The organism is Streptomyces sp. NPDC057694, from assembly GCF_042799415.1.
In the GTDB taxonomy this organism is placed as follows: domain Bacteria; phylum Actinomycetota; class Actinomycetes; order Streptomycetales; family Streptomycetaceae; genus Streptomyces.
Genome location: NZ_JBHVIX010000017.1, coordinates 108,166 through 131,446, shown reverse-complemented (window position 1 = coordinate 131,446; position 23,281 = coordinate 108,166). Strand labels below are relative to the sequence as shown.

Sequence of the window (23,281 nt, the reverse complement as noted above, 5' to 3'; positions counted from 1 at the left end):
TGCTCACTTGTTCGGCATCGACTGCTGCGCCTTGGTCAGCGCCGCCTTCACGGACTCCGTGGTGACCGCCTTGCCGTTGGCGGCGTCGGCGAACAGCTCCTTGACGGCCGTACCGACCGCCGTCTCGAACTGGGACTCCTCGGCGACCTGCGGCAGCGGCGCCGCGCTCTTGGCCAGGGTGTCCTTGAGCACGCCGGTGGTGGAGGTCTCGAACGCCGGGTCCTCCTGCGCGGCCTTGACCGGCGGGATGGAGCCGTAGGTCTTGTTGAGGAGCTTCGACTCCGCGTCGCTGGTCATGAACTTCACGAACTTCGAGGCGCCTTCGACGTTCTTGGTGTTCTTGAAGACGGCGATGTTGATGCCGGCGACCATCGAGTTGACCTGGTTGCCGGTGCCGGGGGTGCCGGACGGGACGGGCGCGGGGACCACGCCGTAGTCGTCCTCGGACATGCCCTGCGACTTGAAGGTGGACGCGGCGGCCTGCCACAGGACCATGGCCGTCTTGCCCTTGGAGAAGTCGCTCAGGGACTGGTTCTGCGCGTACTCGGCGTTGCCGGGCGCGATGATCTTGTCCTTGGCCATCAGGTCGACGTACTGCTTCACGGCCGCGACGGCGCCGTCGGAGGTGAAGTCCGGCTTGCCGTCGGCGGTGAACCAGTCGGTGCCGCGCTGCTTCGCCATCACGAAGATCTGGTGGATGTTGTTGGACAGGTTCGAGCCCTCGGCGCCCAGACCCCACTTGCCGTTCTTGGAGATCTTCTTGCCGTCGGCGACGACCTCGTCCCAGGTCGTCGGGGGCTTCGATATCCCGGCGTCCTTGAACATCTTCTTGTTGTAGTAGAGCGCGTACGACATCGAGTACAGCGGCACCGCCGCCGGGTCCTTGCCCTCGGGGCCGGCCGAGCCGAGCGCGGACGCGACGAACCGGTCCTTGCCGCCGATCTTGTCGAACTGCTTGGCGTCCCAGGGCAGCAGGGCGCCGGTCGCCTGCAGCGAGGCGCTCCAGGTGTTGCCGATGTTCAGCACGTCCGGGCCCTGGCCCGACGTGGTCGCGGCCATGATCCGGTTGAGCAGGTCCGACCACGGCACGACTTCGAGCTTGACCTTGATCCCGGTCTGCTTCTCGAACTTGTCGAGCTCCGGCTGGAGCACCTTCTTGTCGACCTGGATGCTCGCACCCTGGTTCGACGCCCAGTACGTGAGGGTCTTCGGGGAGTCGTTCGACCCGCCCCCCGTGGAAGAGCCGCCGCCACAGGCGGTCGCGGCGAGGGCGAGCGACGCGGTGACGGCACCGACGGCGGTGGCTCGGATTCTGCTCATGCTCCAGGTGTCCCTTTCCGGAGGAAGTCGACGAGGGATGGCTCAAGAGGTCTCACCACGGGGTGAAAAGGGGCACGGCCAACATCGGCGAACCGATCGCCCACTTCAACTCTTGAAGACCCTCACGACTTAATTTAGGACGTGAGTTAAACCGCACGAGAAGGTACCGTCAAGGGGGTCGGAGCTAACAACTTCGAGTCAGACACAGCCTGAAGGAGACCCATGGCCGGGCGGCGCGGTGGACGGACAGTGCACGACCTGCGAAGGGAGAACCGGACCGCCCTATTGCAACAGTTGTATTTCGACGGCCCGATGAGCCGGAACGAGCTGGGCCCCGCGATCGGCCTGAGTTCAGGTTCCATCAGCAACGTGGTAGCCGAACTCGCCGCGGACGGCCTGGTCGAGGAGGCCGGCAGCGTCGAGTCCGAGGGCGGCAGGCCCCGCACCCTGCTGCGCATCGTGCCCGGCTGCGGACGGCTGATCGGCGTGGACGTGGGCGAGACCCGGATCAGAGTGGAGCTGCTCGACCTGTCGCTCACCGAACTGGCCCGCACGGAGCGCCCGCTGGACCTGAAGGGGCATCCCGTCGAGGGGGTCGCCGAGCTGATCGCGTCGGGGATCCACGAGGTGCTCGACGCCGGCCGCGCCCACCCCGGCCCGCTCCTGGGCGTCGGCATCGGCGTGCCCGGCATCGTCGCGCACACCCCCGAGGGCGCGGTCGTGCACGGCCAGACCGTCGGCTGGAGCGCCGTCCCGCTGGAGTCGATCCTGCGCCGGGCCTGCCAACTCGATCCCACGGTGGGCTACTTCATCGACAACGGCGCCAGGACGCTCGGCCAGGCGGAGATGTGGTTCGGCGCGGGCCGTGGCACGCAGAACGCGGTCGTGGTGCTCTTCGGATCCGGCGTCGGCGCCTGCGTGGTGACGGGCGACGCGGCGCAGGCGCGGGCCGTCGAGTGGGGCCATCTGACGGTACGGGTACGGGGGCGCCGCTGCCGGTGCGGCGCCCTGGGCTGCCTGGAGGCGTACGCGGGCGCCGAGGCGCTGCTCGACCGGTGGCGGGAGGCGGGCGGGCGGCCGCCGCTCGGCGCGGACGAGGAGACGGCGCTGGCCGCGATGATGGACGCCGCGCACCCGCGCGAACCGGGCCGGGAGCCGGAGCCGACGGCCCTGGCCATCATCGAGGAGACGGCCGAGTACCTCGGCGCGGGCCTGTCCGACCTGGTCAACCTCTTCCAGCCGGACCGCATCCTGGTCGGCGGCTGGGCCGGACTCCAGCTGGGCGAGCGGTTCCTGACCTCAGTGCGCCGCCACCTGCCGACGTACGCGCTCTCCTATCCCGCCTCCCGGGTCGGCGTGGAGCTCGGGCGGCTCGGCCCGGACGCGGTGACCGTGGGCGCGGCGACGCTCCCGCTCGCGGCGTTCTTCGCACGCGGCGGCCGCCCGCCCGAGGCACCGCGGGAGGCCGAACCACCGGCCTGGCACGGGGCGTTGCAGGGGCGCGCGCTGAACTGACCGCACACCGGCCGCACCGCCGCACGCCCGCACGGCGTCATGCCGACTCGCGCACCACCAACTCGGGGTCGAAGATCCGCGACGTGGGCTCCGCACGCTCCCCGAGGACGAACTCGTGGAGGAGTTCGGCCATGGCCGCGGCCATGGCCTCCACCGGCTGTCTGACCGTCGTCAGGGGCGGCCGGCAGGCGAGCGCCGCGCTGGAGTCGTCGAACCCGACGACGGCCACGTCGTCCGGCACCCGTCTGCCCCGGTCGCGCAGCACCCGGCAGACGCCCTGCGCCATCAGGTCGTTGGCCGCGAACACGGCGTCGATGTCGGGGTGTTCGGCGAGCAGCCGCTCCATCGCCGCGACCCCGCTGTCCAGGGTGAAACCGCCCTCGGCGATGGGCACGTACGGCACGCCGCCGCGCTCCATGCCGTCCCGGAAGCCCGCGAGCCGTTCCTGCCCCGCGGGGAGGTCGAGCGGCCCGGAGACCGTGGCGGGCCGACGGCAGCCGCGCGCGAGCAGGTGCCGCGCGGCCAGCAGACCGCCGTCGCGGTGGGCGAGGTCGACATAGCTGATCGGCGCGGGCACCGCGGGCCGCGCGAAGCACACCGCGGGCAGCCGCTCGGCGGCGAGCTGCGCCGGGAGGGTGTCCTCGGCGTGCGTGGAGACCACCAGCGCACCGTCGGCGCTGCCCTGCCGCAGATAGTCGACGACCTGGCGGCGCGCGTCGTCGGAGTCGGCGAACATGAGCACCGGGTGCATGGAGCGCGGCCGCAGGAAGCCGACGACACCGGTGACCACCCGCCCGAAGAACGGGTCGGCGAACACCCGCGAGGTGAAGTCGCCCTGCTCGCCGCCGCCTTCGTCACCGGCGCCGGACACCACGAGCGCGATGGTCTGCGCCCGTCGGGTGACCAGCGAGCGCGCGGCCTGGTTGGGGGTGTATCCCGTCCGCTCGACGGCTTGGCGGACCACGTCCTGGATGCCCGGATCCACGTTCCGTACGCCGTTGATGACCCGGGAGACCGTGGCCCGGGAGACGCCGGCCTCCCGCGCCACGTCCTCCAAGGTCGGCACGCTTCTGCTCATGGCCACACCTTATCCACCGGCCACGCGCCTCGGGGAGCGCTCTCCCGGAGTCGGTGACCAGGTGGCGGGGGTGCGCAGGGGCCGGCAGCGGCCTATTCACCGGCTTCCTGGCAGAGCATCACCTCGATCTCGGTCGTCAGTGTCAGGTCGCCCGCCGAGCGGCCCGCGTGGACGCGGTAGGTGCCCGGCTCGGTGCGCCAGTCGTGGGCGTCGGGCGACCAGTGCCGCAGCGCCCGCGCGGGCACGTGCACGCGGACATCGGTGCTGGTCCCCGGGTGAGCCGTCACGGCGGCGTACCCGGCGAGCCATCGCACCGGCCGCTCGAACGCCGAGTCCGGCCGGGAGAGATAGACCTGGACCACCTCCCTGCCCGTCCGGGCGCCGGTGTTGCGCACGGTGACGCGGACCGTGAAGCCGTCGGGGCCCGCCTGCGGGGGCGCCTCGATCTCGTCGTGGCTCCAGGTGGTGTAGCCGAGTCCGTGGCCGAACCAGTAGGCGGGCTCCCGGCCCGCGCGCAGCCATGCCCGGTGGCCGATGTGCGGGCCCTCGCCGTACGCGAGGACGCCGTCCTCGGGGCGGGTCCGGGTGACGGGGGCGTCGGCGAGGCGGTCGGCCCAGGTGGTGGGGAGCCGTCCGCCCGGCTCGGCCCGCCCGAACAGGACGTCCGCGAGTCCGGCGCCCGCCTCCTGTCCGGGGAACCAGGTGAGCAGCAGCGCCCCGACCTCGTCCCGCCAGGGCAGTTCGACCGGTCCGCCGGAGTTGACGACGGCCACGGTGCGGGGCTGGGTTGCGGCGACGGCTGCCACGAGGGCGTCCTGGTCGCCGGGCAGGGCGAGCGTGAGGCGGTCGTGGCCCTCGGACTCGCTGCCCTCGGTGGTGCCGACCACGACGACGGCGACGTCCGCGGCGCGGGCCACGTCGACGGCGCGAGCCAGCGCCGCCGCGGGGTCCGGGGGCGGCGGTGCGGCGGTCAGCAGGGTGGCGCGGCCGGTATCGGGCTCCAGCGTGCGCCGGGCCACCACTTCGACCGGGCGGCCCGCACGGAGGACGATCCGCCCGTGCCGGCAGGGCGGCCCGACGTGCACGACGGCCGGGTCGTCGGTGGTCCTCGGGTACTCCCCCGCCACCAACTGCCGACCGTCGACGACGAGTTCGAGGTGGCCGAAGCCGCCGACGCCGAAGGTCCACTCACCGCCGACGGCCGGCCTCAGGACCGCGCTCAGCTCCACCGTGTGCGCGCCGGGCACCAGCGCGGGCTCCAACAGACGCCCGGAGAGCCGGTGTTCGGCGTACAGCTCGTGTCCCGCACGGTCGAGGACGCGCAGGCGCAGGCCGGGCTCGCCGGTGCGCGGATCGTCGCACCGGTCGGCGTCGAGCGGCCAGGGCTGCTCGACGAGGCCGGGGCCAGGGGTGTGGATGACCTCGGCGGTGCCGCGCAGCGCGGCGCGGATGCCGTCCAGCGGGGTGACCGTGTGCCGGGGGAAGACCCCCGCGCTGCCGCCGCCCTGGAGGCGGGGCCGCGCCGCGTGGGCGCCGATCACGGCGACGGTCTGCACCGCGCCGACGGTCCAGGGCAGGACGTCGTGGTTGGTGAGCAGCACGGCGCTCGCGGCGACGGCCCGGCGCAGCAGCGCGCGGGTCTGCCGCGGCCGGTGGCGCGCGGGGCGTGCCGGTTCCGGGTCGCCGAGGGCTCCGACGCGTGCGGCGAGCCGGAGCAGGCGGCGGACCTTGTCGTCGATCACCGGCTCGGGCACCTCCCCGGCCCTCACGGCGCGCAGAAGTGCCTCGCCCCACGCGCTCTCCGGGCCGGGCATGGCGAGGTCCTGGGCGGCGAGCGCCGACGGGACGGTGGAGCGGACCGCCGCCCAGTCGGACACCACGGCGCCGTCGAACCCCCAGCGTTCCTTCAGCGGGTCGGCGAGGAGCGGACTCTCCGTCATCGTCGCGCCGCCGACGGCGTTGTAGCCGGACATGACGGCCCAGACGCCGGCCTCGACAGCCGCTTCGAAGGGGGCCAGGTAGACCTCGTGCAGGGCTCGTTCCGGGACGCGGACGTCGACGGTCAGCCGGTCGGTCTCCGAGTCGTTGGCGACGTAGTGCTTGGCGGTCGCGGCGACGCCGCCGGACTGGATGCCGCGGATCAGGGCGGCTCCGGTGCGGCCGGTGAGCTCCGGGTCCTCGGAGAAGCACTCGAAGTGCCGGCCGCCGAGGGGTGAGCGGTGCAGGTTGAGGGTCGGGCCGAGGACAACGTGCACGCCCTTGCTCCGGGCCTCCTGCGCGAGGAGCGCGCCGAGCCGCTGGGCGAGGTCCTCGTCCCACATCGCGGCGAGGGCGGTCGCCGCGGGCAGCAGCGCGGAGGTCCGGCGTTCGTCCCAGGCCTCGCCCCGCACCCCCGCGGGCCCGTCCGACATCACCATCTCGCGCAGTCCGGCCGCGGGTTGCGCGGCGGTGCGCCAAGTGGTGGCGCCGGTCAGCAGTTCCACCTTCTGCGCGAGGTTCAACTTGTCGACGAGACGATTGAGTTCGTCGTCCTCCATACGGGCCCCTCCCCGAAAAACGTGCCGGGCCCCCGCCGCTCCGTACGGTCGGCGGGGGCCCGGTGGATCAGTTGTAGACGCCGAACTCGTAGAGCGAGTAGCCGTATCCGGTGCCGCGCGCGGTGCCGTTGACGCGGACGTAGCGGCCGGTTCCGGAGGCGTCGAAGTCGTCGATGCCGCCGTTGCCGTCGGTCACCTCGTGGACGGTCCGCCAGTTCTGGCCGTCGTCGGAGGTCTGGATCGTGTAGGCCTTCGCGTACGAGGTCTCCCAGTTGAGCTGGACGTGCTTGAAGGACTGGCTGGAGCCGAGGTCGACCTGGAGCCACTGGGGGTCGCTCCAGTCGCTCGCCCAGCGGGTGTCGTTCTTGCCGTCGACGGCGGCGGACGCCAGGCACGGGCAGTCGCCGTAGTCGGTGGTCTGCTGCGAGGAGGCGGTCGCCGTCCTGCCCTGCGCGATGTTCGTGCCGCTCACGGGCGGCGGCACGACGCGCACGGAGCGGGTCTCGACGCCGACGTTGCCCTTGCCGTCGGTGGCCTTGACGTAGATCTTCCACACGCCCGGCTTGTCGGGCGCGGTCACCTTGAGGCGGCCGGAGCCCAGATCGGTGGCCTTGAGCGGTGTCAGGTCCTTGCCCTGGTCGATGTACATGCTGTTGGCGAGGACCTCGTACGAGATCTGGTCGCCGTCGGGGTCGGTGGCCCGCGTGGCGAGGGTGAGGTCGCCGCCCGCCGGCACCTTGGACGCGTCCCCCTCGACGGTCATCGAGGAGAAGACGGGCGGGGTGTTGTCGCCGGACGTGCTCGCCCCGTACGCCTTCTTCACCGCGTAGTAGGAGAGGCGCTTCTGTCCGGCGGGCAGCAGGTTGAACCAGATGCCGCCGAAGTCGTACTCGGTGCCGTAGTGGAACATCGTGGCGCCCAGGGCGACGCCCTCGTGTCCGGTGATGCACTGCCAGGCCTTGCTGTAGCCGTCGGCCTTGGCCTGGTCGGTGGGCTCCTCGGGCACGCCGTTGGCGTCGTCGGGCACCTCCCACTCCCCTGCCGGACCCGTCTCGGTGACGATGTACGGCTTGGTGTAACCGCCCTGCTCCCAGGCGGACTTGATGTCGCAGACCGCGTTGTAGGAGTTGACGGCGTACAGGTCGAGGTCGGGCGCGTTCTTCTTGTAGTAGGGCCAGGCGCCGACCCAGGCGTCGGTGGAGGTGACGGGGTGGTTCGGGTCGACGGCGTGGATCTTCTTCGCGACGTCGTTGACGAACGTCGTGTACGCGTCGCGCTGCTTCTCCAGCTCGTCACCGCTGTAGCAGTTCTGGAGGCCGAGGACCGACTCGTTGCCGACGTTCCACATGAGGACGCCGGGGTTGTCCTTGTAGGTCTCGACCCACTTGGGGAACTCGGCGAGCATGTCGTTCTTGTACGTGGTGTCGGTCAGGTAGTTCACACAGCCGCCACTGCCCGGTCCGCCGCCGGGCTGCAGCCAGAACCCGGCGATCACCTTGATGCCGTTGGCGGCCGCGGAGTCGAACAGCGGCTTGCTGGAGGCGTCGGTGCCCCAGGTGCGGATCGTGTTGACGCCCATGGACCTCACGTCGGGCATGTACTTGTCGGCGTCCGCGACGGCCGGGCCCCAGGTGAGGCCCTTCACCTGGTACGGGGATCCGTCGACGGTCAGCTGCCAGTGGCCCTGCGAGCCGGTCACCTTGACGACGCTGCCCGCGGCGTTGGCATGCTGGGCGGGCAGCACCAGGGCACAGGCCGCGAGGACGCCGGCGGTGACGGGGGCGGCGAGCCGCCGTCCGGTGGAAGGGGGTCTGCGCATGTCGATTCTCCGTGGGGGGGGTGAGGGGTGGGAGTGGTGGGCGGGAGGGGCAGAGGTGGCCGGCTCCGGAAGTCGCCAACCACCCCTCGCATCACGGAAGTTCGTAGTTCGCGTCGAGCACGGCGCCCTTCTCCGGCTGGTTCTGGTCGTAGCCGCGCGGGTCGCACTGCAGACCACCGACGACGCAGTGGTCGACCATCGCCTTCAGCGTCCGGTCGTCCCAGGCGTTGAAGAAGTCGTAGTGGAAGGAGTAGCTGGGCCCGCTGGCCAGCCTGAGCTGCGACAGGTCCCCGTTGACCGGGAAGGCCATCTTGAACTCGATCATGGGCAGCGCGACCGGGTGGTCACTCGGGCAGACGTTGTCGTTCGTGCCGGGCTTCACCACCGGGTAGGCCATGTGGCTCTTGTGGTCCGGCGTGTCCAGATACTTTCCGTCCCAGCAACTCGGCGCCTGGAAGCGGATGTTGACCTGGGTGTCCTGGGTGGTGGGGCAGTCCTTGGGGAAGTCCACGTTGAAGTAGCTCGTCCCGCACTCCCAGCCCTCCACGAACCCGGGGTGGTCGCGGAACTCCTGCGCCGTCTGCATCGGGCTGCCGACCACGAACCGCAGCCCCTTGGGGAAGGGCCGCACGCTGGTGTAGTCGGTGACCCCGGCCTTGTAGTAGATCGTCTGCTCGCCGACGGGGCGCACTTCCTTGTCCCCGTTGTACATGGTGGGCATCCAGTAGCCGGACTTGTCGCCGGGGGCGAGGCACGTGGTGGAGCCACTGTCGAGCGAGGCGGTGGTGCTGTTCGCGTCGGTCGTCGTGTTGCCCATGAAGGTGTGGTCGTGGGACTTGCCCGGCTGGCCGGGGTAGACGATCGGGTCGTCGGGCCTGGTGTGGGTGACCGTGCAGTGGGCCTGGAACTCGTGGAAGTAGGCGTGCGGCGGTTGCTTGTCGGACGGCTCGACACCGGTGACCGGCGGGTTCGCCGGGATGTAGCCGTCGCCGTCCGCGTCGTCGCCGGACGCCTTGGTCGAGGCCGCCATCACGTGGCCGGTGTGCGCGGCGGGGGCGGTGGCCGCGACGGCGTCCGCGTCCGCGCTGACGGCGACGGCGCCCACCCCGAGGGAGGTGAGGAGCAGCGCGCCGGATATCAGGGCCACCGAGAGGGGTCGTGCTCTTCGGGCCATGGATGCCTCCTGCGATGCAGGGTCGTTGGGGGGATGAGGGACTCACCCTCATGAGGTCGGAGAAGCGTTGGAGAGCGCTCTCCCACGTCCCGCAGTGTTCCGGCCATGACGCGAGCCCGTCAAGACTCGGTGAACATCTCGTTAAACGGTGAGTCAAGACAGCACCACAGCAACGGAGTTCGCTTCCCAGGTCAGGGGTGTCGCACCCTCGGTGAATCACCGCGAAGACTTTTTGCAGCGCCGGACGCCGCATCGGGAGAGCGCTCTCCGGCCACTCGGGGTGAACGGGCGAGATCAGTGGATCACTGCCGTCGGGCGTGATCTGATGACACGGTGGACAACGAAGGCGCGAAGGACACACCGCGGGTGAGGGCGCGTGACGAGAGCGATCTCGCCGCCTGTGTCGCCGTGCTGCGTGCCGTGCATCTCGCGGACGGCTATCCCGTCGACTGGCCGGCCGACCCCGCGGACTGGCTCCGCCCGGACGGCGACGGCCGGGCCTGGGTCGCCGAACGGGCCGGGCGGATCGTCGGGCATGTCTCGCTGGTCCGGCCCGCCCCGGACGATGTCGCGCCCGGCCTGCTCCGGCGTCGGGGTCCGGCTCCGGCGGAACGTGCCGTGTCCGTCGTCAGCCGGCTCTTCGTCGACCCCGCCGCCCGCGGCCTGCGCGTCGGCGCCCTCCTGCTGGCGCGGGCCGCCCGCACGGCGCACGCCGACGGCGCCCGCGCCGTGCTCGACGTCGTCACCACCGACACGGCCGCGATCGCCCTGTACGAGCGGCTCGGCTGGGAGTTCCTCGGCACGGGACAACAGCGCTGGGGGCCCGACCTGTTGGTCACCGTACGCTGCTACGCGGCGCCCGCCGCGAGCCGATCGTCCCTGAGGGAGACTCCATGACCGAGGCCGCGCCCGCCCGTTCGGCGAAGCAGCGCAGACAGGACACCCTGGCCCGCCTGGAGCGGGACGTCGACGTCTGGGTGGCCACGGCCGATCCGGCGAGCGGAACCCCGTACATGATGCCCTTGTCGTTCCTCTGGCACGACGGCGCGCTGATCGTCTCGACCCGGGCGTCGAACCCGGTGGCCCGCAATCTCGTCGCGACCGGGAGGGTACATCTCGGGCTCGGGCCGACGCGGGACGTCGTGCACATCGAGGGCAAGGCGGAGGTGCTCGGTGACGACGAGCTGACGCCCGCGCTCGGCGACGCGTTCGCCGCGAAGACGGGCTTCGATCCGCGCGAACTGTCGGCGCCGTACGTGTACTTCCGGATCCGCCCCTCGCGCGTGCAGGCGTGGCGCGAGGTGAACGAGCTCGCCGGGCGGGACCTGATGCGCGACGGGACCTGGCTGATCGCGGACTGACGCACGTGTGCCCCTCACCGCGGGGGCGGTGAGGGGCACATCGGGCCGGGGCGTGTCAGCCGACGGGCTGCGGCTCCTTGTCGGCCGGGGCCTCGGGACCGGCGTTCTGCGCGTGCCAGTCCGCGTTGTCGGCCAGCGGCTTCTCCTTCAGGACGAAGGCGAGCACCAGACCGACCGCGAAGACGGGCACCAGGTACAGGAAGATCGGGACGAGCGATTCCTGGTAGGCGTTGACGACGGTGTCGCGCAGCTCGGTCGGGAGCGACCTGACCAGGGCCGGCGTCAGCGAGTCGCTGTCGCCGATCTTGGCCGCGGCCTCGGGCGGAATGCTCGCGGAGAGCTTGTCGGTGAGGCGGCTGGCGAACACGGCGCCGACGACAGCGACGCCGAGGGTCGCGCCGATCTCCCGGAAGAAGTTGTTCGCGGAGGTGGCGGTGCCGACCTCCGAGCCCGGGAAGGCGTTCTGCACGGCGAGGACCAGCGTTTGCATCATCAGACCGACACCGGCACCCGCGAGACCGACGTAGACGCAGACGACCCAGACCGGGTCGGAGACGTCCAGCGTCGACATCAGGTACGCGACGACCATGATGATGACCGTGCCGGCGATCGGATAGATCTTGTAGCGGCCGGTCTTGGACATGATGGCGCCGGACGGCAGGGCGGTGGCCATGATGCCGACGACCATCGGGATCAGCAGCAGACCGGACTCGGTCGCCGACTTGCCGTAGACCATCTGCAGATACGTGGGCATGTAGCCGACGATCGCGAACATGCCGAGGCCGATCACGATCATGCCGAGCAGGGTGGCGACGTTGAAGATCGGCGAGCGGAACAGGTGCAGCGGGATGACCGGTTCCTGCGCGCGCCGCTCGGCGACGAAGAACAGCACCCAGGCGACGACCGCGCCGATGCCGAGCCCGATGACCAGCGGGTCGCTCCACTCGTACTGCGTGCCGCCCCAGCTCGCGAACAGGACGGTGCAGGTGACGGCCGCGGCCATCAGGGCGGTGCCGAGATAGTCGAGCGTGACGTCGACCGCCTTGCGCGGCAGCTTGATCGCGACAGCGGCGACGAAGAGGGCGAGCACGCCGAGCGGCAGGTTGACCCAGAACGCCCAGCGCCAGGAGTGCGCGTCGGTGAACCAGCCGCCGAGCAGCGGTCCGACGACGGACGACAGGCCGAAGACGGCGCCCATGGGCGCCATGTACTTGGCGCGCTCACGCGGCGGCACCAGGTCGGCGATGATCGCCTGCGAGGTGATCATGAGACCGCCGCCGCCGAGGCCCTGGAGGGCGCGGCCGGCGATCAGCGTGCCCATGTTCTGGGCGAGTCCGCAGACCACCGAGCCGACCAGGAACAGGGCTATGCCCGCGAGGAAGATGTTCTTGCGGCCCATGAGGTCGCCGAGCTTGCCGTAGACCGGCATGCCGATGGTGGCGGCGAGGATGTAGGCGGTGGTGATCCACGCCATGTGCTCGATGCCGTTGAGTTCGCCGACGATGGTCGGCAGCGCCGTCGAGACGATGGTCTGGTCGAGCGCGCCGAGCAGCATGGTCAGCATCAGCGCGGCGAAGATCAGCCCGAAGTTGGCGGGCTTCACCGTGTTCTCGGCCGCCGGTTCGGGGCCGGTGTCCATGCCCTCGGATGCGGGGGCGTGCGTCATTGCGTGCTTCTCCGATGAGGTGGGTGCGAGTGGTTCAGGTCTGTCGGAGCGCGCGGCATCGGGGAGAGCGGTTGCCGCGTGCGGGTCCCGCGTCGCCGCGGGTTTCGGGGAGAGGTGCGTGGGTGACCGCGACGGGGGAGGTCGGTCACACGGAGGGGCGGCTACTTCACCGCGTCCGGTCCTGGCCGCACGGTGCCTGCCGCGAGCAGGGCCCGCAGGGTGGCGAAGGAGCCGCGGATCGAGGCGGCGGGGCCGTCGGCCCCGTGGGCGTGGGCGCTCTCCTGCGACCACCGCTTGAGTCCGCTGCGCATGGTCGCCATGGCGATCCCGGCGAGCAGTTCGGCGTCCTCGCCGTCGGCCGGGGTGCCGGTGCGGCGTGCGACGGTGCCGGCGAGGTCCCGCTCCACGGCCTCGCACTGGGCGAGGAACGTGGCCAGGACCGAGGGCACGCCCTCGGCGATGCGGAGGGTGTCCTCCAGCTCCCGGGGGCTCGGGGCGGCCTCCTGGAGATGGTCGGCGAGGACGTCCCCGAGGTCGCGCAGCACGGCGTCGGTGTCCTGCCCGTCCCCCTCGGCGAAGCGGTCGGCGAGGGCGGGCGGGAGGGCGCCGGGGAGTGCGAAGAGCGCGGCTTCCTTGCTCGGGAAGTAGTTGAAGAAGGTACGGGGCGAGACCCCCGCCTCCTTGCTGATCATCTCCACGGTGACGCGCGCGAAGCCGTGTTCGCGGGCGAGACGCAGCGTGGTCGCGTGCAGCTCGGCGCGCGTCTCGCGCCGCCTGCGCGCGCGGAGGCCCTCGGCGGGAGCGCCCTGCTGCTGGTGGGAGATGGTCACGACCGGGATTCTTGCACACCGTGCAAACTTGCGGTCACTGCACCCCCGCGCCTCTCATGGTGTCCCAGGTCACCCATTCGGTATAACGTGCAATGTACCCATTTCGGCTAATGAACCAGTTTGCGGGGAACCACGATGCGCGCTCGCCACATCGCAGCAGCCGCCGCGGCGGCCCTCACCCTTGCCGCCCTCACCGCGCCGGCGGCCGTGTCCGCCTCCGCGCCCGCCGCGTGCTCCGAGAACGATCTGACCCTGCGCGCCGAGCCGTCGGACACCAGTGACGGCGTCATCAAGGTCAGCGTGCGCAACGACTCGGGCCGGGCCTGCACCGTCGACGTCGCGCCGACGGTGACGTACGGCGATCTGGACGGCGCGGCCCAGCCGCGGCCGGCGACCGAGGCGGGCTCCTACGAGCTGGCCGCGCACGCCTCCGCGCACGCGGCCGTCCGTTCGCTCGCCGCATCCTCGGACTCGGCCGACCGGCCCGAGCAGCCGCCGACCGTGCCGTCCCTGCGGGTGGCCGCGTCGCCGGAGCAGAGCGGCCGGGGCTTCCAGGCGATGACGCTCGGCGCCCCCACCGGGCTCCCCGTCTGGGAGCCGGTGACGACGCCGTGGGAGGCCTCGGCGGCCCGGGCCGAGCAGGTCGTCCAGGACCAGACGTCGGGCTGGTTCCAGGCCTGAATCAGCCCGGAACACGCCTCACCCCTTCCGTTCGACCCGCACCCAGTCGACCTGCGCCTGGACCCCGCCGCGCGCGATCGCGTCGACGCTCGACTGCGGCAGGCCCCAGTACGGCTGGGTGACCTTGTTCCAGCCGGCCGGGTAGGCCCCGCCGAGGGCGAGGTTGAGGATCAGGTACTGGTTCCGGTCGAAGACCCACTGCCCGCGCGTGGATTCCAGCTTGTTCCGGGTCGTGCGCTGGACCACCTGGTCGTCGACGGTGAAGCGCATCTCGGTCGGCGTCCACTCGACCGCGTACGTGTGCCACTGGTCGGCGGTGGAGCCGCCCGGGTAGTGCGCTTGCGCGCCGATGTTGCCGTCGGCGGAGTAGCCGGGGCCGTGCAGCGCCGAGCTGGTCCAGTCTCCGTAGCCGATGTTCTCCATGATGTCGGTCTCGCCGGACGCGGGCCAGGACACCGACGGGTCGTCGACATTGCTGCCCAGCAGCCAGAACGCGGGCCAGAACCCGTCCCCCACCGGCAGCTTCATCCGGGCGCTCACCTTGCCGTAGGTGAAGTCGAGCTTGGTGTGGGTGTCGATCCGGCCCGAGGTGAAGTCGTAGGTTCCGCCGCCCGCCTGCGTGCAGCCCTTGCAGTACTTGGCGGCGAGGACCAGATTCCCGTTCTCCGTGCGGATGTTGTCCGTGGAGTCGACGTAGGCCTGCGACTCGCCGTTGACCGGGCCCATCTCCGTACCGGTTCTGACCACACGCCACTTGGAGCGGTCGAGGGCGGCCCCGGTGAAGTCGTCGAAGAACGTCGTGCGGTACGTGCCCGACTGCTCGCCGGGCAGGGCCGGGTAAGCGGCGTCGGCGCTGCCGCCGGTGCCCCAGACCTGGAACTCGTAGAGCGAGTAGCCGAACTGGGCGGTGGCGGGCGCCGGATTGTAGAACGACCGGCGTTCCTTGCCGAGCATGCGGACGTAGCGGCCGGTGGCCGGCGAGGGCAGTTGCACGGTGTCGTGCCGGCCCGTCGCGTCGCCCGGTGACTTGATGTCGGCGCGGCGGGCGGCGACGTCGGCGGCGCTCGGGCGGTACACGGTGCGCCAGGTCCTGTTGTCGTCGGAGACCTGGAGTTCGTAGTCGACGGCGTACGCGGCCTCCCAGTAGAGGTCGACGCTGTTGATGGTGGAGGTCGCGCCCAGGTCGACGGAGACCCAGCGGTCCGCGTTCCAGTCGCTCGACCAGCGAGTCTGATCGGCCTTGAGGTCGGCGGGCCAGCCGCCGTCGGTGACGAACGCCGGTGAGTTCCCGGCGTGTTGGTAGTAGTTGCTGTAGGCGGGGTGGTTCAGGGCGAGGTTGGTGCGGGTGGTGGAGGCGGGGGCCGGGGCGCCGCCGTAGACCTTGAACGAGTACAGGGAGTAGCCGTAGGGGGTGGCGCGTTCGATGCCGCGCAGGCGGACGTAGCGGCCCCGTACCTCCTGCGGATAGGTGTGGGCGGTGACGCTGCCGCCGGTGCCGGCGTCCTCGGTGTAGAAGGGCTGCCAGTCGGTGCCGTTCTTCGACACCTCGAGGACGTAGCGCTTGCCGAAGGCGGCCTCCCAGTCGAGCGTCACGCGGTCGATCCGTAAGGTCGAACCGAGGTCGACGCGCAGCCACGCGGTGTCCGAGAAGTCGCTCGACCAGCGGGAATTGGCATCGGCGTCGACCGCCTTGCCGGGGGCGGTACCGGCGTTCTCGCTGCCGGACGCGGTGACGGACGCGGGGTTCACCGCGTACGCGGCGGCCGCCAGATCGGTGGTCCAGTCGGCGGCCGCCGCGGCGGCCGTGGGGGGTGCGGCGAGCGCTTGCGGTGCGAGGACCAGGGCGGCGAGTGCCGCGCCGGAGCAGGCGAGCAGAAGGGGGCGGCGCATGTCTCTCCTTCACGGGTACACGGGTGTGAGGTGTCACGGAGCGTGCACAGAGCCGGAAGGAGAGCGCTCCGGGGCGGAACGTATGGGGGTGTCACCCCGTGTGTCAACGGGGCTGCGGGGATCAGTGGGAGGTAACCCCTTCCTGACACTTCCTGAAGTCACCGGCAGACCAACTGCCCCTTGTGCGGCCTTTGTTGAGAGTGCGCCTCGGGATTCACGTCAAGTTCGGTCGCAACTCTTGACGTCGACTTCACACACCTGAAGCATGCGTCGCCAGGAGAGCGCTCCCACACCCCCACTCGTTCACTTCATGAACCAGGAGAGCCGCTGTGCCCCACCTCCCCACACCCATGTCCCGCCGTACGATCCTCGGCGCGGTCGCGGCGACCGCGGCACTGCCCGCGATCGGCACGGTCACGGCGTCCGCCGCCGAGGACCGCACGGCCGCGACGGCGACGAAGCTCCAGGCCGGCGGCGACCTCGGCCCCAATGTCATCGTGTTCGACCCGGCCGCCGCCGGCATCCAGGCCAAGCTGGACGAGATCTTCAAGCAGCAGGAGTCGGCCCAGTTCGGCACGGGCCGCTACGCGCTGCTGTTCAAGCCGGGCACGTACAGCGGGCTCAACGCGCAGCTCGGCTTCTACACCTCGATCTCCGGCCTCGGCCTCTCCCCCGACGACACCACCATCAACGGCGATGTGACGGTCGACGCCGGCTGGTTCGACGGCAACGCCACGCAAAACTTCTGGCGCAGCGCCGAGAACCTCGCCCTCGTCCCGGTCAGCGGGACGAACCGGTGGGCGGTGGCGCAGGCGGCCCCGTTCCGCCGGATGCATGTGCGCGGCGACCTGAACCTGTCGCCCGACGGCTACGGCTGGGCGAGCGGCGGCTACATCGCGGACAGCCGTGTCGACGGCTCCGTCGGCCCGTACTCGCAGCAGCAGTGGTACACCCGTGACTCGTCGGTGGGCGGCTGGCTCAACGCCGTCTGGAACATGGTCTTCTCGGGCGTCGAGGGCGCACCCGCGCAGAGCTTCCCCGACGCTCCGTACACGACGCTCGACACGACACCTGTCTCCCGCGAGAAGCCGTTCCTTTACCTGGACGGCGACGACTACAAGGTGTTCCTGCCCGAGAAGCGGACCAACGCGCGGGGCACCACCTGGGGCAACGGGACACCGCGCGGTACGTCGGTGGCACTGACCGAGTTCTACGTGGCTCAGCCCGGCGACAGTGCGGCGACCCTGAACGCCGCGCTCGACCAGGGCCTCCACCTCCTGCTCACACCCGGCGTCTACCACCTCGACGCGCCGATCCAGGTGAAGCGGGCCGGCACCGTCGTGCTCGGCCTCGGCTACGCGACGCTCATCCCGGACGGCGGCGCCACGGCCGTGCAGGTGGCCGACGTCGACGGGGTCCGGCTCGCCGGGTTCCTGGTGGACGCCGGGACGGTCAACTCCGACACCCTGCTGGAGATCGGGCCGTCGGGCGCGTCCGCCGACCACTCCGCCGACCCGATCACCGTGCAGGACGTGTTCGTGCGGATCGGCGGCGCGGGCGCGGGGAAGGCGACCACCAGCCTGGTGGTCAACGCGCGGAACACCATCGTCGACCACACCTGGGTGTGGCGCGCCGACCACGGCGACGGCGTCGGCTGGGACACCAACCGGGCCGACTACGGCGTCGTGGTCAACGGCGACGACGTGCTGATGACCGGCCTGTTCGTGGAGCACTTCAACAAGTACGACGTGCAGTGGTCCGGCGAACGCGGCCGCACGATCTTCTTCCAGAACGAGAAGGCGTACGACGCCCCGAACCAGGCGGCGGTCCAGGACGGTTCGGTCAAGGGGTTCGCCGCCTACAAGGTCGCCGACTCGGTGACGGACCACGAGGGCTGGGGGCTGGGTTCGTACTGCTTCTTCAACACGGACCCGACCATCCGGCAGGACCACGGGTTCGCCGCGCCGAACAAGCCGGGGGTGAAGTTCCACGACCTGCTCGTCGTGTCCCTCGGCGGCAAGGGCCAGTTCGAGCACGTCATCAATGACACCGGAGCGGCCACGTCGGGCACCGACACGGTGCCCTCCACGGTCGTGTCATACCCCTGATGTACGCGGCCGGGGCGCCCCGATGAGCGAGTCGTCGTGGACCCGGGCACCGGGCAGCCGGTACCGGGCCGCGACGAGCGCGGCGTCGATGTCGCAGGTCCCGGTGGCGACGCACAGGCTGTAGGAGACGTCGGCCAGGCGGCGGCGCGCCTCGGGGCCGCCGCCCTTGGCGTCCAGGGCGTTCAGCGAGTCGTACTCGCGGACGAGATCGGCCAGCAGAGCGGGGTGGGCCAGCAGCATCGGCACGGGCTCCTCGGTTCGGGGTGAGCCGGACAGTTCCGCGATTGCCCACGCCGCCGCCTCCCAAACAGGCGGCGGCGCCGGGGCGCGATCACGCCCTCAGCAGAGCGGGCGCCGCCTCGACGGCGAGCAGCGAGGCGTCGTCCTGGAGGCTGCCCCGCGCGTGGTGCAGCAGATCGGCGGCGAGCGCCGCGGTGAACAACGCGAGGGGCCGGTTCGCCAGTTCGGCGGCGCGCTCGGCGAGCGGATAGAAGACGCCGTCGCCGTCCCGCGCCTCGGTGACCCCGTCCGTGTGCAGCAGCATCCGCTCCCAGGCGCGCGCGGGCACCGGCTGGGCGGCGCACCAGCCGTGGGCGAGGTCGAGCAGGCCGAGCGGGGGCGCCGGTGCGGGCACCGCGGCGGGCACGGCGCCGCCGTCGCGGATCAGCAGGGGCGGCGGGTGTCCGCAGCAGACGAGGTCGGCCGCGCCGTCCGGGGCGATGGTGAGCAGGGCGGCGGTGACGAAGCGGTCGGGTTCGGCGGAGTGGGTGACCACGGAGTGCAGTCGCACGGCGAGCACCTCCAACGAGGCTTCCCGCGGTGCCAGTTGCTTCCACATCTCCAGGACCGCGGCGGCGGTGCGGGCCCCCTCGCGCCCCTTTCCCATCACATCGCCGATGAGCAGCCGGGTGCCGAACTCCGTGTCGAGGACACCGTGCAGGTCCCCGGCCGCCCCACCGTGCCCGGAGCCCGCGGTCAGCCGCCGGGCACTGACGCTCAGGGAGCCGACCGTGTCCGGGGTGGTGGTGCGCGACGGCGGGCGGACGGTCAATGGGGGGCCTTCCGAAAGTGCGGCCGGATGCCAGGTGGGGAGGCGGACGGCGGGTGCGACCCACGGAAGTGTAGTCATCCCGAAGCTCTCTGTGACGTTTTCCGCCAAGTACCGGCGCGGGAGGGAAACCGGGCGCCCGTGCCGGGCGCCGCGCTCCCCCGGCGGAGCCGTCACCACCGGGCCCGGCCGGCCCTCCTTCACCAGGGGCGTCCCCCGGACGCACGACCTGCGACAGGCAGCGGCGTTTTGCCTACCGAGGTGTGACGAAGCAGGTCGTCGGGGCGCGCCCAGCCGCTACCGTGAGAGTCGCAACGCGGCGTCTACGTCTGGCGGAGGCGGAATGGGCCTAGAGGAGGCACGGGGGCCCGGACCACTGCCCCGTCTGCGTCTCGATGAACTCCTTGAGGAACTTCAGGTCAGGATCGATGCCGTCCGCGGCACCAGAAATCGCCTGCAAGGCCTGCTCGAGGCCGTTCTGTCGGTGGGCCAGGAGCTGAATCTCTCCCAGGTGCTGCGACGCATCGTGGAAGCGGCGATCGTGCTGGTCGACGCCGAGTACGGCGCGGTCGGGGTGATCGGTGAGGACCGGCGCAAGCTGTCGCAGTTCCTGCCGGTCGGCATCAGTGACGAACTGCGCGCGCGGATCGGCGAGCTGCCCTCCGGGCACGGACTGCTCGGCGAGCTGATCCGGCACCCGGAGCCGCTGCGGCTGCACGAACTGGCCGACCATCCCGCGTCGTCGGGATTCCCGCCGCACCATCCCCCGATGCACACGTTCGTGGGGGTCCCGATCCGGGTGCGGGAGGCGGTGTTCGGCAATCTGTATCTGACCCAGAAGCGCGGGGGCGGCGACTTCGACGACGAGGACGTGGCCGTGCTCCAGACCTTGGCCGCGGCCGCGGGTGTGGCCATCGAGAACGCCCGCCTCTACGAGGAGGTCCGGCTGCGCGAGCGCTGGCTGCAGCTGAGCGCCGAGTTCTCCGGCAGTCTGCTGTCCGGTGCCGGAGAGACCCAGGTGCTGCGGCTCATGGTGGAGCGGGCCCGGGAGATCACCGGCGCCGACCTCGGTGTGATCGCGCTGGTCGTGCCCGGCCACGAGGAGCTGCACGAGGTGCTCGCCCTGGGCCGGCAGGCCGGGGCGCACCACGACATCGTCCTGCCGCGCAAGGGGACGTTCGCCGGGACCGCGCTCGCCGCGGGCGAGCTGGTCACGTCCGACGACATCCGCAAGGACCCCAGGATCACCTATCAGCCCGCGCGCTGGGACGGACTCGGGCCGGCAGTGGCGATGCCACTGGGCACGCCCGACCGGGAACGCGGGGTGCTGATGCTGGCACGCCACGCGGAGGAACAGCCTTTCTCCGCAGCCGAGTTGACACCACTGGTGGGCTTCGCCGGGCAGGCGACGCTCGCCCTCGAACTGTCCGACCGGCGGCGCGACGCGGAACAGATGAGCCTGCTGGAGGATCGCGACCGGATCGCCCGTGATCTGCACGACCTGGCGATCCAGAGGCTGTTCGCGACCGGTATGACGCTGCAGAGCGCCCAGCGGTTCGTCCAGCATCCGGAGGCCGCGGAGCGTCTGATGCGGGCCGTGGACGATCTCGACACCACCATCAAGATCATCCGGTCGACCATCTTCGGTCTGCGCGAGCGCGACGCCCCGCCGACGGACGCGGGGCTGCGGATCCGGGTGGTGCGGGCCGTGGAGGAGGCGGCCCGGGTGCTCGGCTTCACCCCTGCCCTGCGCATGGAGGGCCTGGTCGACGTGGACGTGCCGGGGCCGGTCGCGGACGATGTGCTGGCCGTGCTCGGCGAGGCGCTCACGAATGTGGCGCGCCATGCCCGGGCGTCGTCCGCCGAGGTCGTCCTGGCCGTCCGGGGCGGCGCCGTCAGCCTGAGCGTTCTCGACGACGGCATCGGCATCACCACCGAGCCGGACGCCCATCGCAGCGGGCTCGCCAATCTGGCGGCACGCGCCGCTCAGCGCGACGGAGCGCTGACGGCCACGCCGCGCGAGGACGGCGGCACCCGGCTGGTGTGGAGCGTTCCGCTCGGCAAACAGGACTGACGCGCTGAAGGAACGTCAGGAGCCCTTGGGCGGGAGCCGGGTGGCGAGCACGGCCGCCTGGATGCGCCGCTCCACGCCCAGTTTGGCCAGCAGCCGCGAGATGTTGTTCTTCACCGTCTTCTCGGACAGGAAGAGGCGCTGCCCGATCTGCCGGTTGGTCAGGCCCTCGCCGACCAGTTCGAGGATGTCCCGTTCCCGCTCGGTGAGTTCGGCGAGCTGCGCGGCGGGCGGCCCGCCGCCCGCCGACGGCTGCTGCTCGGGTCCGCGCAGACTGCGCATCAGCCGGGCCGTCGTCGCCGGGTCCAGCATCGACGCGCCGGAGGCGACGGTGCGCACGGCGGAGATCAGGTCGGAGCCCTTGATCTGCTTCAGTACGTAGCCGGACGCCCCCGCCATGATGGCGTCCAGGAGCGCGTCGTCGTCGTCGAACGAGGTGAGCATCAGACAGCTCACCTCCGGCAGCAGACCGCGCAGTTCGCGACAGACGGTGATGCCGTCGCCGTCCGGGAGCCGGACGTCGAGCACGGCCACATCGGGCCGCAGCGCAGGCCCCCTGGCGAGGGCCTGCGCCGCGGTGGCCGCTTCCCCCACGACCTCCAGGTCGGGCTCGGCCCCGAGGAGGTCGCGCAGCCCCCGGCGGACCACTTCATGGTCGTCGAGGAGCAGAATGCGGACGGGGTCATCGGCGCTGAAGGTGCGCGACGGCTGCATGGCGGCCCCCCTCGGACGGTCGTTCCCTAGATCCTGGGACCATCAGGGGTGATCCGCCAGGGCCGAACGGTCCCGATCTCCTGCCCTACGGGACCGTCATCCGGGCAGTGTCGCACCGAACGCGCGCATCAGGCGGACCGTGACGGCGCCGAACTCGTCGGCGATCACCTCGAAGGGGTGTGACGCGGGGCGGGGCCGGGCGATCGGCGGCGTCCGGCCACGCCGTCGGCTCTCATCCGTTGCGGACTGCCGTCGTGCGACAGGTACATCCTGCGGGGCCGTCTCCCCCGCGGCCAAGAGCCGAACGGCTCCGGCCCGGGGGCCTGTCGGTTCCGCGTGCCCGGGGACGCCCCGGCACCGGGGCGCCCGGTGCTCCTTTCCGTGGGACCGAACGTCCCTCGCGTCAGGGCCGGTTCACCTCTCCCCGTGGGAGCGGTTCCGGTGGGAGGTTCCTCGCACCGTGCGCCGTCGCGAGCCGGTCCGAAGACGTGCGCCGCCCGCGCCGTGCCCACGACTGACCCGGCCCTCGCGTGGAACCCGCACCGCAGGACACCGTCCGCGTCACCTCCATGGAGGTTTCCGTCATGACCAGCATTCGCGTCCTGAGCGTCGGGACCGACGGCTCGCGCGAGAGCATGGACGCCGCCGACTGGGCGGCCCGCGAGGCGCTGCGCCACGGTCTGCCGCTGCGCCTGGTGCACGCCGGCAGCAGCGGCCACCGGACCGCGCCCCCGCCCCTGGACGTCGACCTGCCGAGGCGCGCCGTCCTCGACCGGACCGCACTCCAACTGTCGTACGTCCACCCGGCCCTGCCCATCCTGGCCCGCCGCAGGCCGCAGCCTCCGGTGAGCGCGCTGCTGGACGCGGCCACGGACTCTGAGGCGCTGGTGCTCGGTTCACGGGGCTTCACCGGGTACGCCGGGTTCCTCGTCGGCCCGGTCGCCCTCGCCGTGACGGCCAGGGCGCCGCGCCCCGTCGTGCTGGTCCGGGCGGGCGCGCTCCCCCAGGACGAGCGGACGGCCGAGGGGCGTTTCCGGCCGGTGGTCGTCGGCATCGACGTCGCTTCCCCGGCCGACGACATCCTCGGCTACGCGTTCGAGACCGCCGCCCTGCGCGAGGCGCCGCTGCACGCGCTGCACACCTGGGTGCTGCCGCCGCTGGACAGCGGTGTGCCCGGGGGCGCGCCGTCGGGTGACGCGGCCCGCCGCGAGTCGCTGGGCCGCCGTGCGTTGTCGGATGCGCTGCGGGCGTGGCGGGCGAAGTACCCGGAGGTGGAGGTGTCGGAGCGGCTGCTGTACGGCACGCCCGGCCACCATCTGCTGAAGGCGTCGACGGGGGCGAGCCTGACGGTGATCGGCCGGCGTGCCGACGCGCTCCGGCTGGGCGGCACCGCCCATTCCGTGGTGCACCACGCGACGAGTCCCGTGGCGGTCGTGCCGCACAGCTGATCGCGGGCCGGCCGCCGGGCC

At 71.7% G+C, this 23,281-nt stretch carries 18 protein-coding genes; 7 read left to right on the top strand and 11 right to left on the bottom strand.

The annotated features are described in order from the left end of the window. Positions 1–3: 3 nt before the first annotated feature. Complete coding sequence (locus ACFVDP_RS30270; protein WP_383496511.1) at positions 4–1,320, bottom strand: ABC transporter substrate-binding protein; 1,317 nt, start codon at positions 1,318–1,320, stop codon at positions 4–6. A gap of 222 nt (positions 1,321–1,542) precedes the next feature. Between ACFVDP_RS30270 and ACFVDP_RS30265 the strand changes: the two genes are divergently transcribed. Beyond that, complete coding sequence (locus ACFVDP_RS30265) at positions 1,543–2,835, top strand: ROK family protein (RefSeq protein WP_383496508.1); 1,293 nt, start codon at positions 1,543–1,545, stop codon at positions 2,833–2,835. Between the two features lie 37 nt (positions 2,836–2,872). Here the strand turns inward: ACFVDP_RS30265 and ACFVDP_RS30260 are convergent, their stop codons facing one another. The 4 genes from ACFVDP_RS30260 to ACFVDP_RS30245 all read right to left on the bottom strand — a co-directional run bounded on the left by ACFVDP_RS30260 (position 2,873) and on the right by ACFVDP_RS30245 (position 9,443). Beyond that, on the bottom strand, positions 2,873–3,913 hold the full coding sequence (locus ACFVDP_RS30260) for a LacI family DNA-binding transcriptional regulator (RefSeq protein ID WP_383496505.1): 1,041 nt from the start codon (positions 3,911–3,913) through the stop codon (positions 2,873–2,875). Between the two features lie 92 nt (positions 3,914–4,005). After that, a complete protein-coding gene (locus ACFVDP_RS30255; protein ID WP_383496502.1) occupies positions 4,006–6,450 on the bottom strand; it encodes a beta-glucosidase in 2,445 nt (814 codons plus the stop codon). A gap of 67 nt (positions 6,451–6,517) precedes the next feature. Beyond that, on the bottom strand, positions 6,518–8,269 hold the full coding sequence (locus ACFVDP_RS30250) for a discoidin domain-containing protein (protein ID WP_383496499.1): 1,752 nt from the start codon (positions 8,267–8,269) through the stop codon (positions 6,518–6,520). 91 nt (positions 8,270–8,360) lie between these two features. After that, positions 8,361–9,443, bottom strand: a complete 1,083-nt coding sequence (locus ACFVDP_RS30245) for a DUF1996 domain-containing protein (protein WP_383496496.1) — start codon at positions 9,441–9,443, stop codon at positions 8,361–8,363. Positions 9,444–9,809: 366 nt separating this feature from the next. On the opposite strand from ACFVDP_RS30245, the gene ACFVDP_RS30240 reads away from it, so the two are divergent. Both ACFVDP_RS30240 and ACFVDP_RS30235 read left to right on the top strand, forming a co-directional pair. After that, positions 9,810–10,340: a GNAT family N-acetyltransferase gene (locus ACFVDP_RS30240; protein WP_383496493.1), complete on the top strand. Its 531-nt coding sequence runs from the start codon at positions 9,810–9,812 to the stop codon at positions 10,338–10,340. Next, entirely contained in the window at positions 10,337–10,804 is a 468-nt protein-coding gene (locus tag ACFVDP_RS30235; RefSeq protein WP_383496490.1) for a pyridoxamine 5'-phosphate oxidase family protein, read from the top strand. The genes ACFVDP_RS30240 and ACFVDP_RS30235 overlap by 4 nt, the downstream gene beginning before the upstream one ends. Positions 10,805–10,859: 55 nt before the next feature. Here ACFVDP_RS30235 and ACFVDP_RS30230 read toward each other — a convergent pair whose 3' ends face one another. Then, positions 10,860–12,470 (bottom strand): MDR family MFS transporter, encoded by a 1,611-nt coding sequence (locus ACFVDP_RS30230; RefSeq protein WP_383496487.1) that lies wholly within the window; start codon positions 12,468–12,470, stop codon positions 10,860–10,862. Positions 12,471–12,631: 161 nt separating this feature from the next. Continuing rightward, positions 12,632–13,300 carry a TetR/AcrR family transcriptional regulator gene (locus ACFVDP_RS30225; RefSeq protein WP_383496484.1) on the bottom strand — a complete coding sequence of 223 codons (669 nt, stop codon included), beginning with the start codon at positions 13,298–13,300 and terminating at the stop codon, positions 12,632–12,634. 135 nt (positions 13,301–13,435) lie between these two features. On the opposite strand from ACFVDP_RS30225, the gene ACFVDP_RS30220 reads away from it, so the two are divergent. Then, a complete protein-coding gene (locus ACFVDP_RS30220; RefSeq protein ID WP_383496480.1) occupies positions 13,436–13,981 on the top strand; it encodes a DUF4232 domain-containing protein in 546 nt (181 codons plus the stop codon). Positions 13,982–13,999: 18 nt separating this feature from the next. Here the strand turns inward: ACFVDP_RS30220 and ACFVDP_RS30215 are convergent, their stop codons facing one another. Beyond that, positions 14,000–15,871: a discoidin domain-containing protein gene (locus tag ACFVDP_RS30215; protein ID WP_383496477.1), complete on the bottom strand. Its 1,872-nt coding sequence runs from the start codon at positions 15,869–15,871 to the stop codon at positions 14,000–14,002. 350 nt (positions 15,872–16,221) lie between these two features. Between ACFVDP_RS30215 and ACFVDP_RS30210 the strand changes: the two genes are divergently transcribed. Further along, positions 16,222–17,979 (top strand): coagulation factor 5/8 type domain-containing protein, encoded by a 1,758-nt coding sequence (locus ACFVDP_RS30210; protein ID WP_383496474.1) that lies wholly within the window; start codon positions 16,222–16,224, stop codon positions 17,977–17,979. On the opposite strand, the gene ACFVDP_RS30205 is transcribed toward ACFVDP_RS30210, so the two are convergent. Both ACFVDP_RS30205 and ACFVDP_RS30200 read right to left on the bottom strand, forming a co-directional pair. Next, positions 17,968–18,219 (bottom strand): DUF5133 domain-containing protein, encoded by a 252-nt coding sequence (locus ACFVDP_RS30205; RefSeq protein WP_383496471.1) that lies wholly within the window; start codon positions 18,217–18,219, stop codon positions 17,968–17,970. The genes ACFVDP_RS30210 and ACFVDP_RS30205 overlap by 12 nt on opposite strands. A 91-nt stretch (positions 18,220–18,310) precedes the next feature. After that, positions 18,311–19,030, bottom strand: coding sequence for a PP2C family protein-serine/threonine phosphatase (locus tag ACFVDP_RS30200; RefSeq protein ID WP_383496468.1), 720 nt, complete (start codon positions 19,028–19,030; stop codon positions 18,311–18,313). Between the two features lie 340 nt (positions 19,031–19,370). Between ACFVDP_RS30200 and ACFVDP_RS30195 the strand changes: the two genes are divergently transcribed. Next, positions 19,371–21,101: a GAF domain-containing protein gene (locus ACFVDP_RS30195; protein WP_383496465.1), complete on the top strand. Its 1,731-nt coding sequence runs from the start codon at positions 19,371–19,373 to the stop codon at positions 21,099–21,101. Between the two features lie 15 nt (positions 21,102–21,116). On the opposite strand, the gene ACFVDP_RS30190 is transcribed toward ACFVDP_RS30195, so the two are convergent. Next, complete coding sequence (locus ACFVDP_RS30190; protein ID WP_383496462.1) at positions 21,117–21,812, bottom strand: response regulator; 696 nt, start codon at positions 21,810–21,812, stop codon at positions 21,117–21,119. 584 nt (positions 21,813–22,396) lie between these two features. Here ACFVDP_RS30190 and ACFVDP_RS30185 point away from each other — a divergent pair. Next, positions 22,397–23,260, top strand: coding sequence for a universal stress protein (locus ACFVDP_RS30185; RefSeq protein ID WP_383496459.1), 864 nt, complete (start codon positions 22,397–22,399; stop codon positions 23,258–23,260). Positions 23,261–23,281: the final 21 nt, after the last annotated feature.

Bases quoted from the DNA above. Each gene is read 5' to 3' on its own strand.
- ACFVDP_RS30185 (WP_383496459.1), top strand. From the start codon at position 22,397: ATGACCAGCATTCGCGTCCTGAGCGTCGGGACCGACGGCTCGCGCGAG.
- ACFVDP_RS30250 (WP_383496499.1), bottom strand. From the start codon at position 8,269: ATGCGCAGACCCCCTTCCACCGGACGGCGGCTCGCCGCCCCCGTCACC.
- ACFVDP_RS30195 (WP_383496465.1), top strand. From the start codon at position 19,371: ATGGGCCTAGAGGAGGCACGGGGGCCCGGACCACTGCCCCGTCTGCGT.
- ACFVDP_RS30220 (WP_383496480.1), top strand. From the start codon at position 13,436: ATGCGCGCTCGCCACATCGCAGCAGCCGCCGCGGCGGCCCTCACCCTT.
- ACFVDP_RS30210 (WP_383496474.1), top strand. From the start codon at position 16,222: ATGTCCCGCCGTACGATCCTCGGCGCGGTCGCGGCGACCGCGGCACTG.
- ACFVDP_RS30255 (WP_383496502.1), bottom strand. From the start codon at position 6,450: ATGGAGGACGACGAACTCAATCGTCTCGTCGACAAGTTGAACCTCGCG.
- ACFVDP_RS30190 (WP_383496462.1), bottom strand. From the start codon at position 21,812: ATGCAGCCGTCGCGCACCTTCAGCGCCGATGACCCCGTCCGCATTCTG.
- ACFVDP_RS30205 (WP_383496471.1), bottom strand. From the start codon at position 18,219: ATGCTGCTGGCCCACCCCGCTCTGCTGGCCGATCTCGTCCGCGAGTAC.
- ACFVDP_RS30260 (WP_383496505.1), bottom strand. From the start codon at position 3,913: ATGAGCAGAAGCGTGCCGACCTTGGAGGACGTGGCGCGGGAGGCCGGC.
- ACFVDP_RS30230 (WP_383496487.1), bottom strand. From the start codon at position 12,470: ATGACGCACGCCCCCGCATCCGAGGGCATGGACACCGGCCCCGAACCG.
- ACFVDP_RS30265 (WP_383496508.1), top strand. From the start codon at position 1,543: ATGGCCGGGCGGCGCGGTGGACGGACAGTGCACGACCTGCGAAGGGAG.
- ACFVDP_RS30270 (WP_383496511.1), bottom strand. From the start codon at position 1,320: ATGAGCAGAATCCGAGCCACCGCCGTCGGTGCCGTCACCGCGTCGCTC.
- ACFVDP_RS30235 (WP_383496490.1), top strand. From the start codon at position 10,337: ATGACCGAGGCCGCGCCCGCCCGTTCGGCGAAGCAGCGCAGACAGGAC.
- ACFVDP_RS30245 (WP_383496496.1), bottom strand. From the start codon at position 9,443: ATGGCCCGAAGAGCACGACCCCTCTCGGTGGCCCTGATATCCGGCGCG.
- ACFVDP_RS30215 (WP_383496477.1), bottom strand. From the start codon at position 15,871: ATGCGCCGCCCCCTTCTGCTCGCCTGCTCCGGCGCGGCACTCGCCGCC.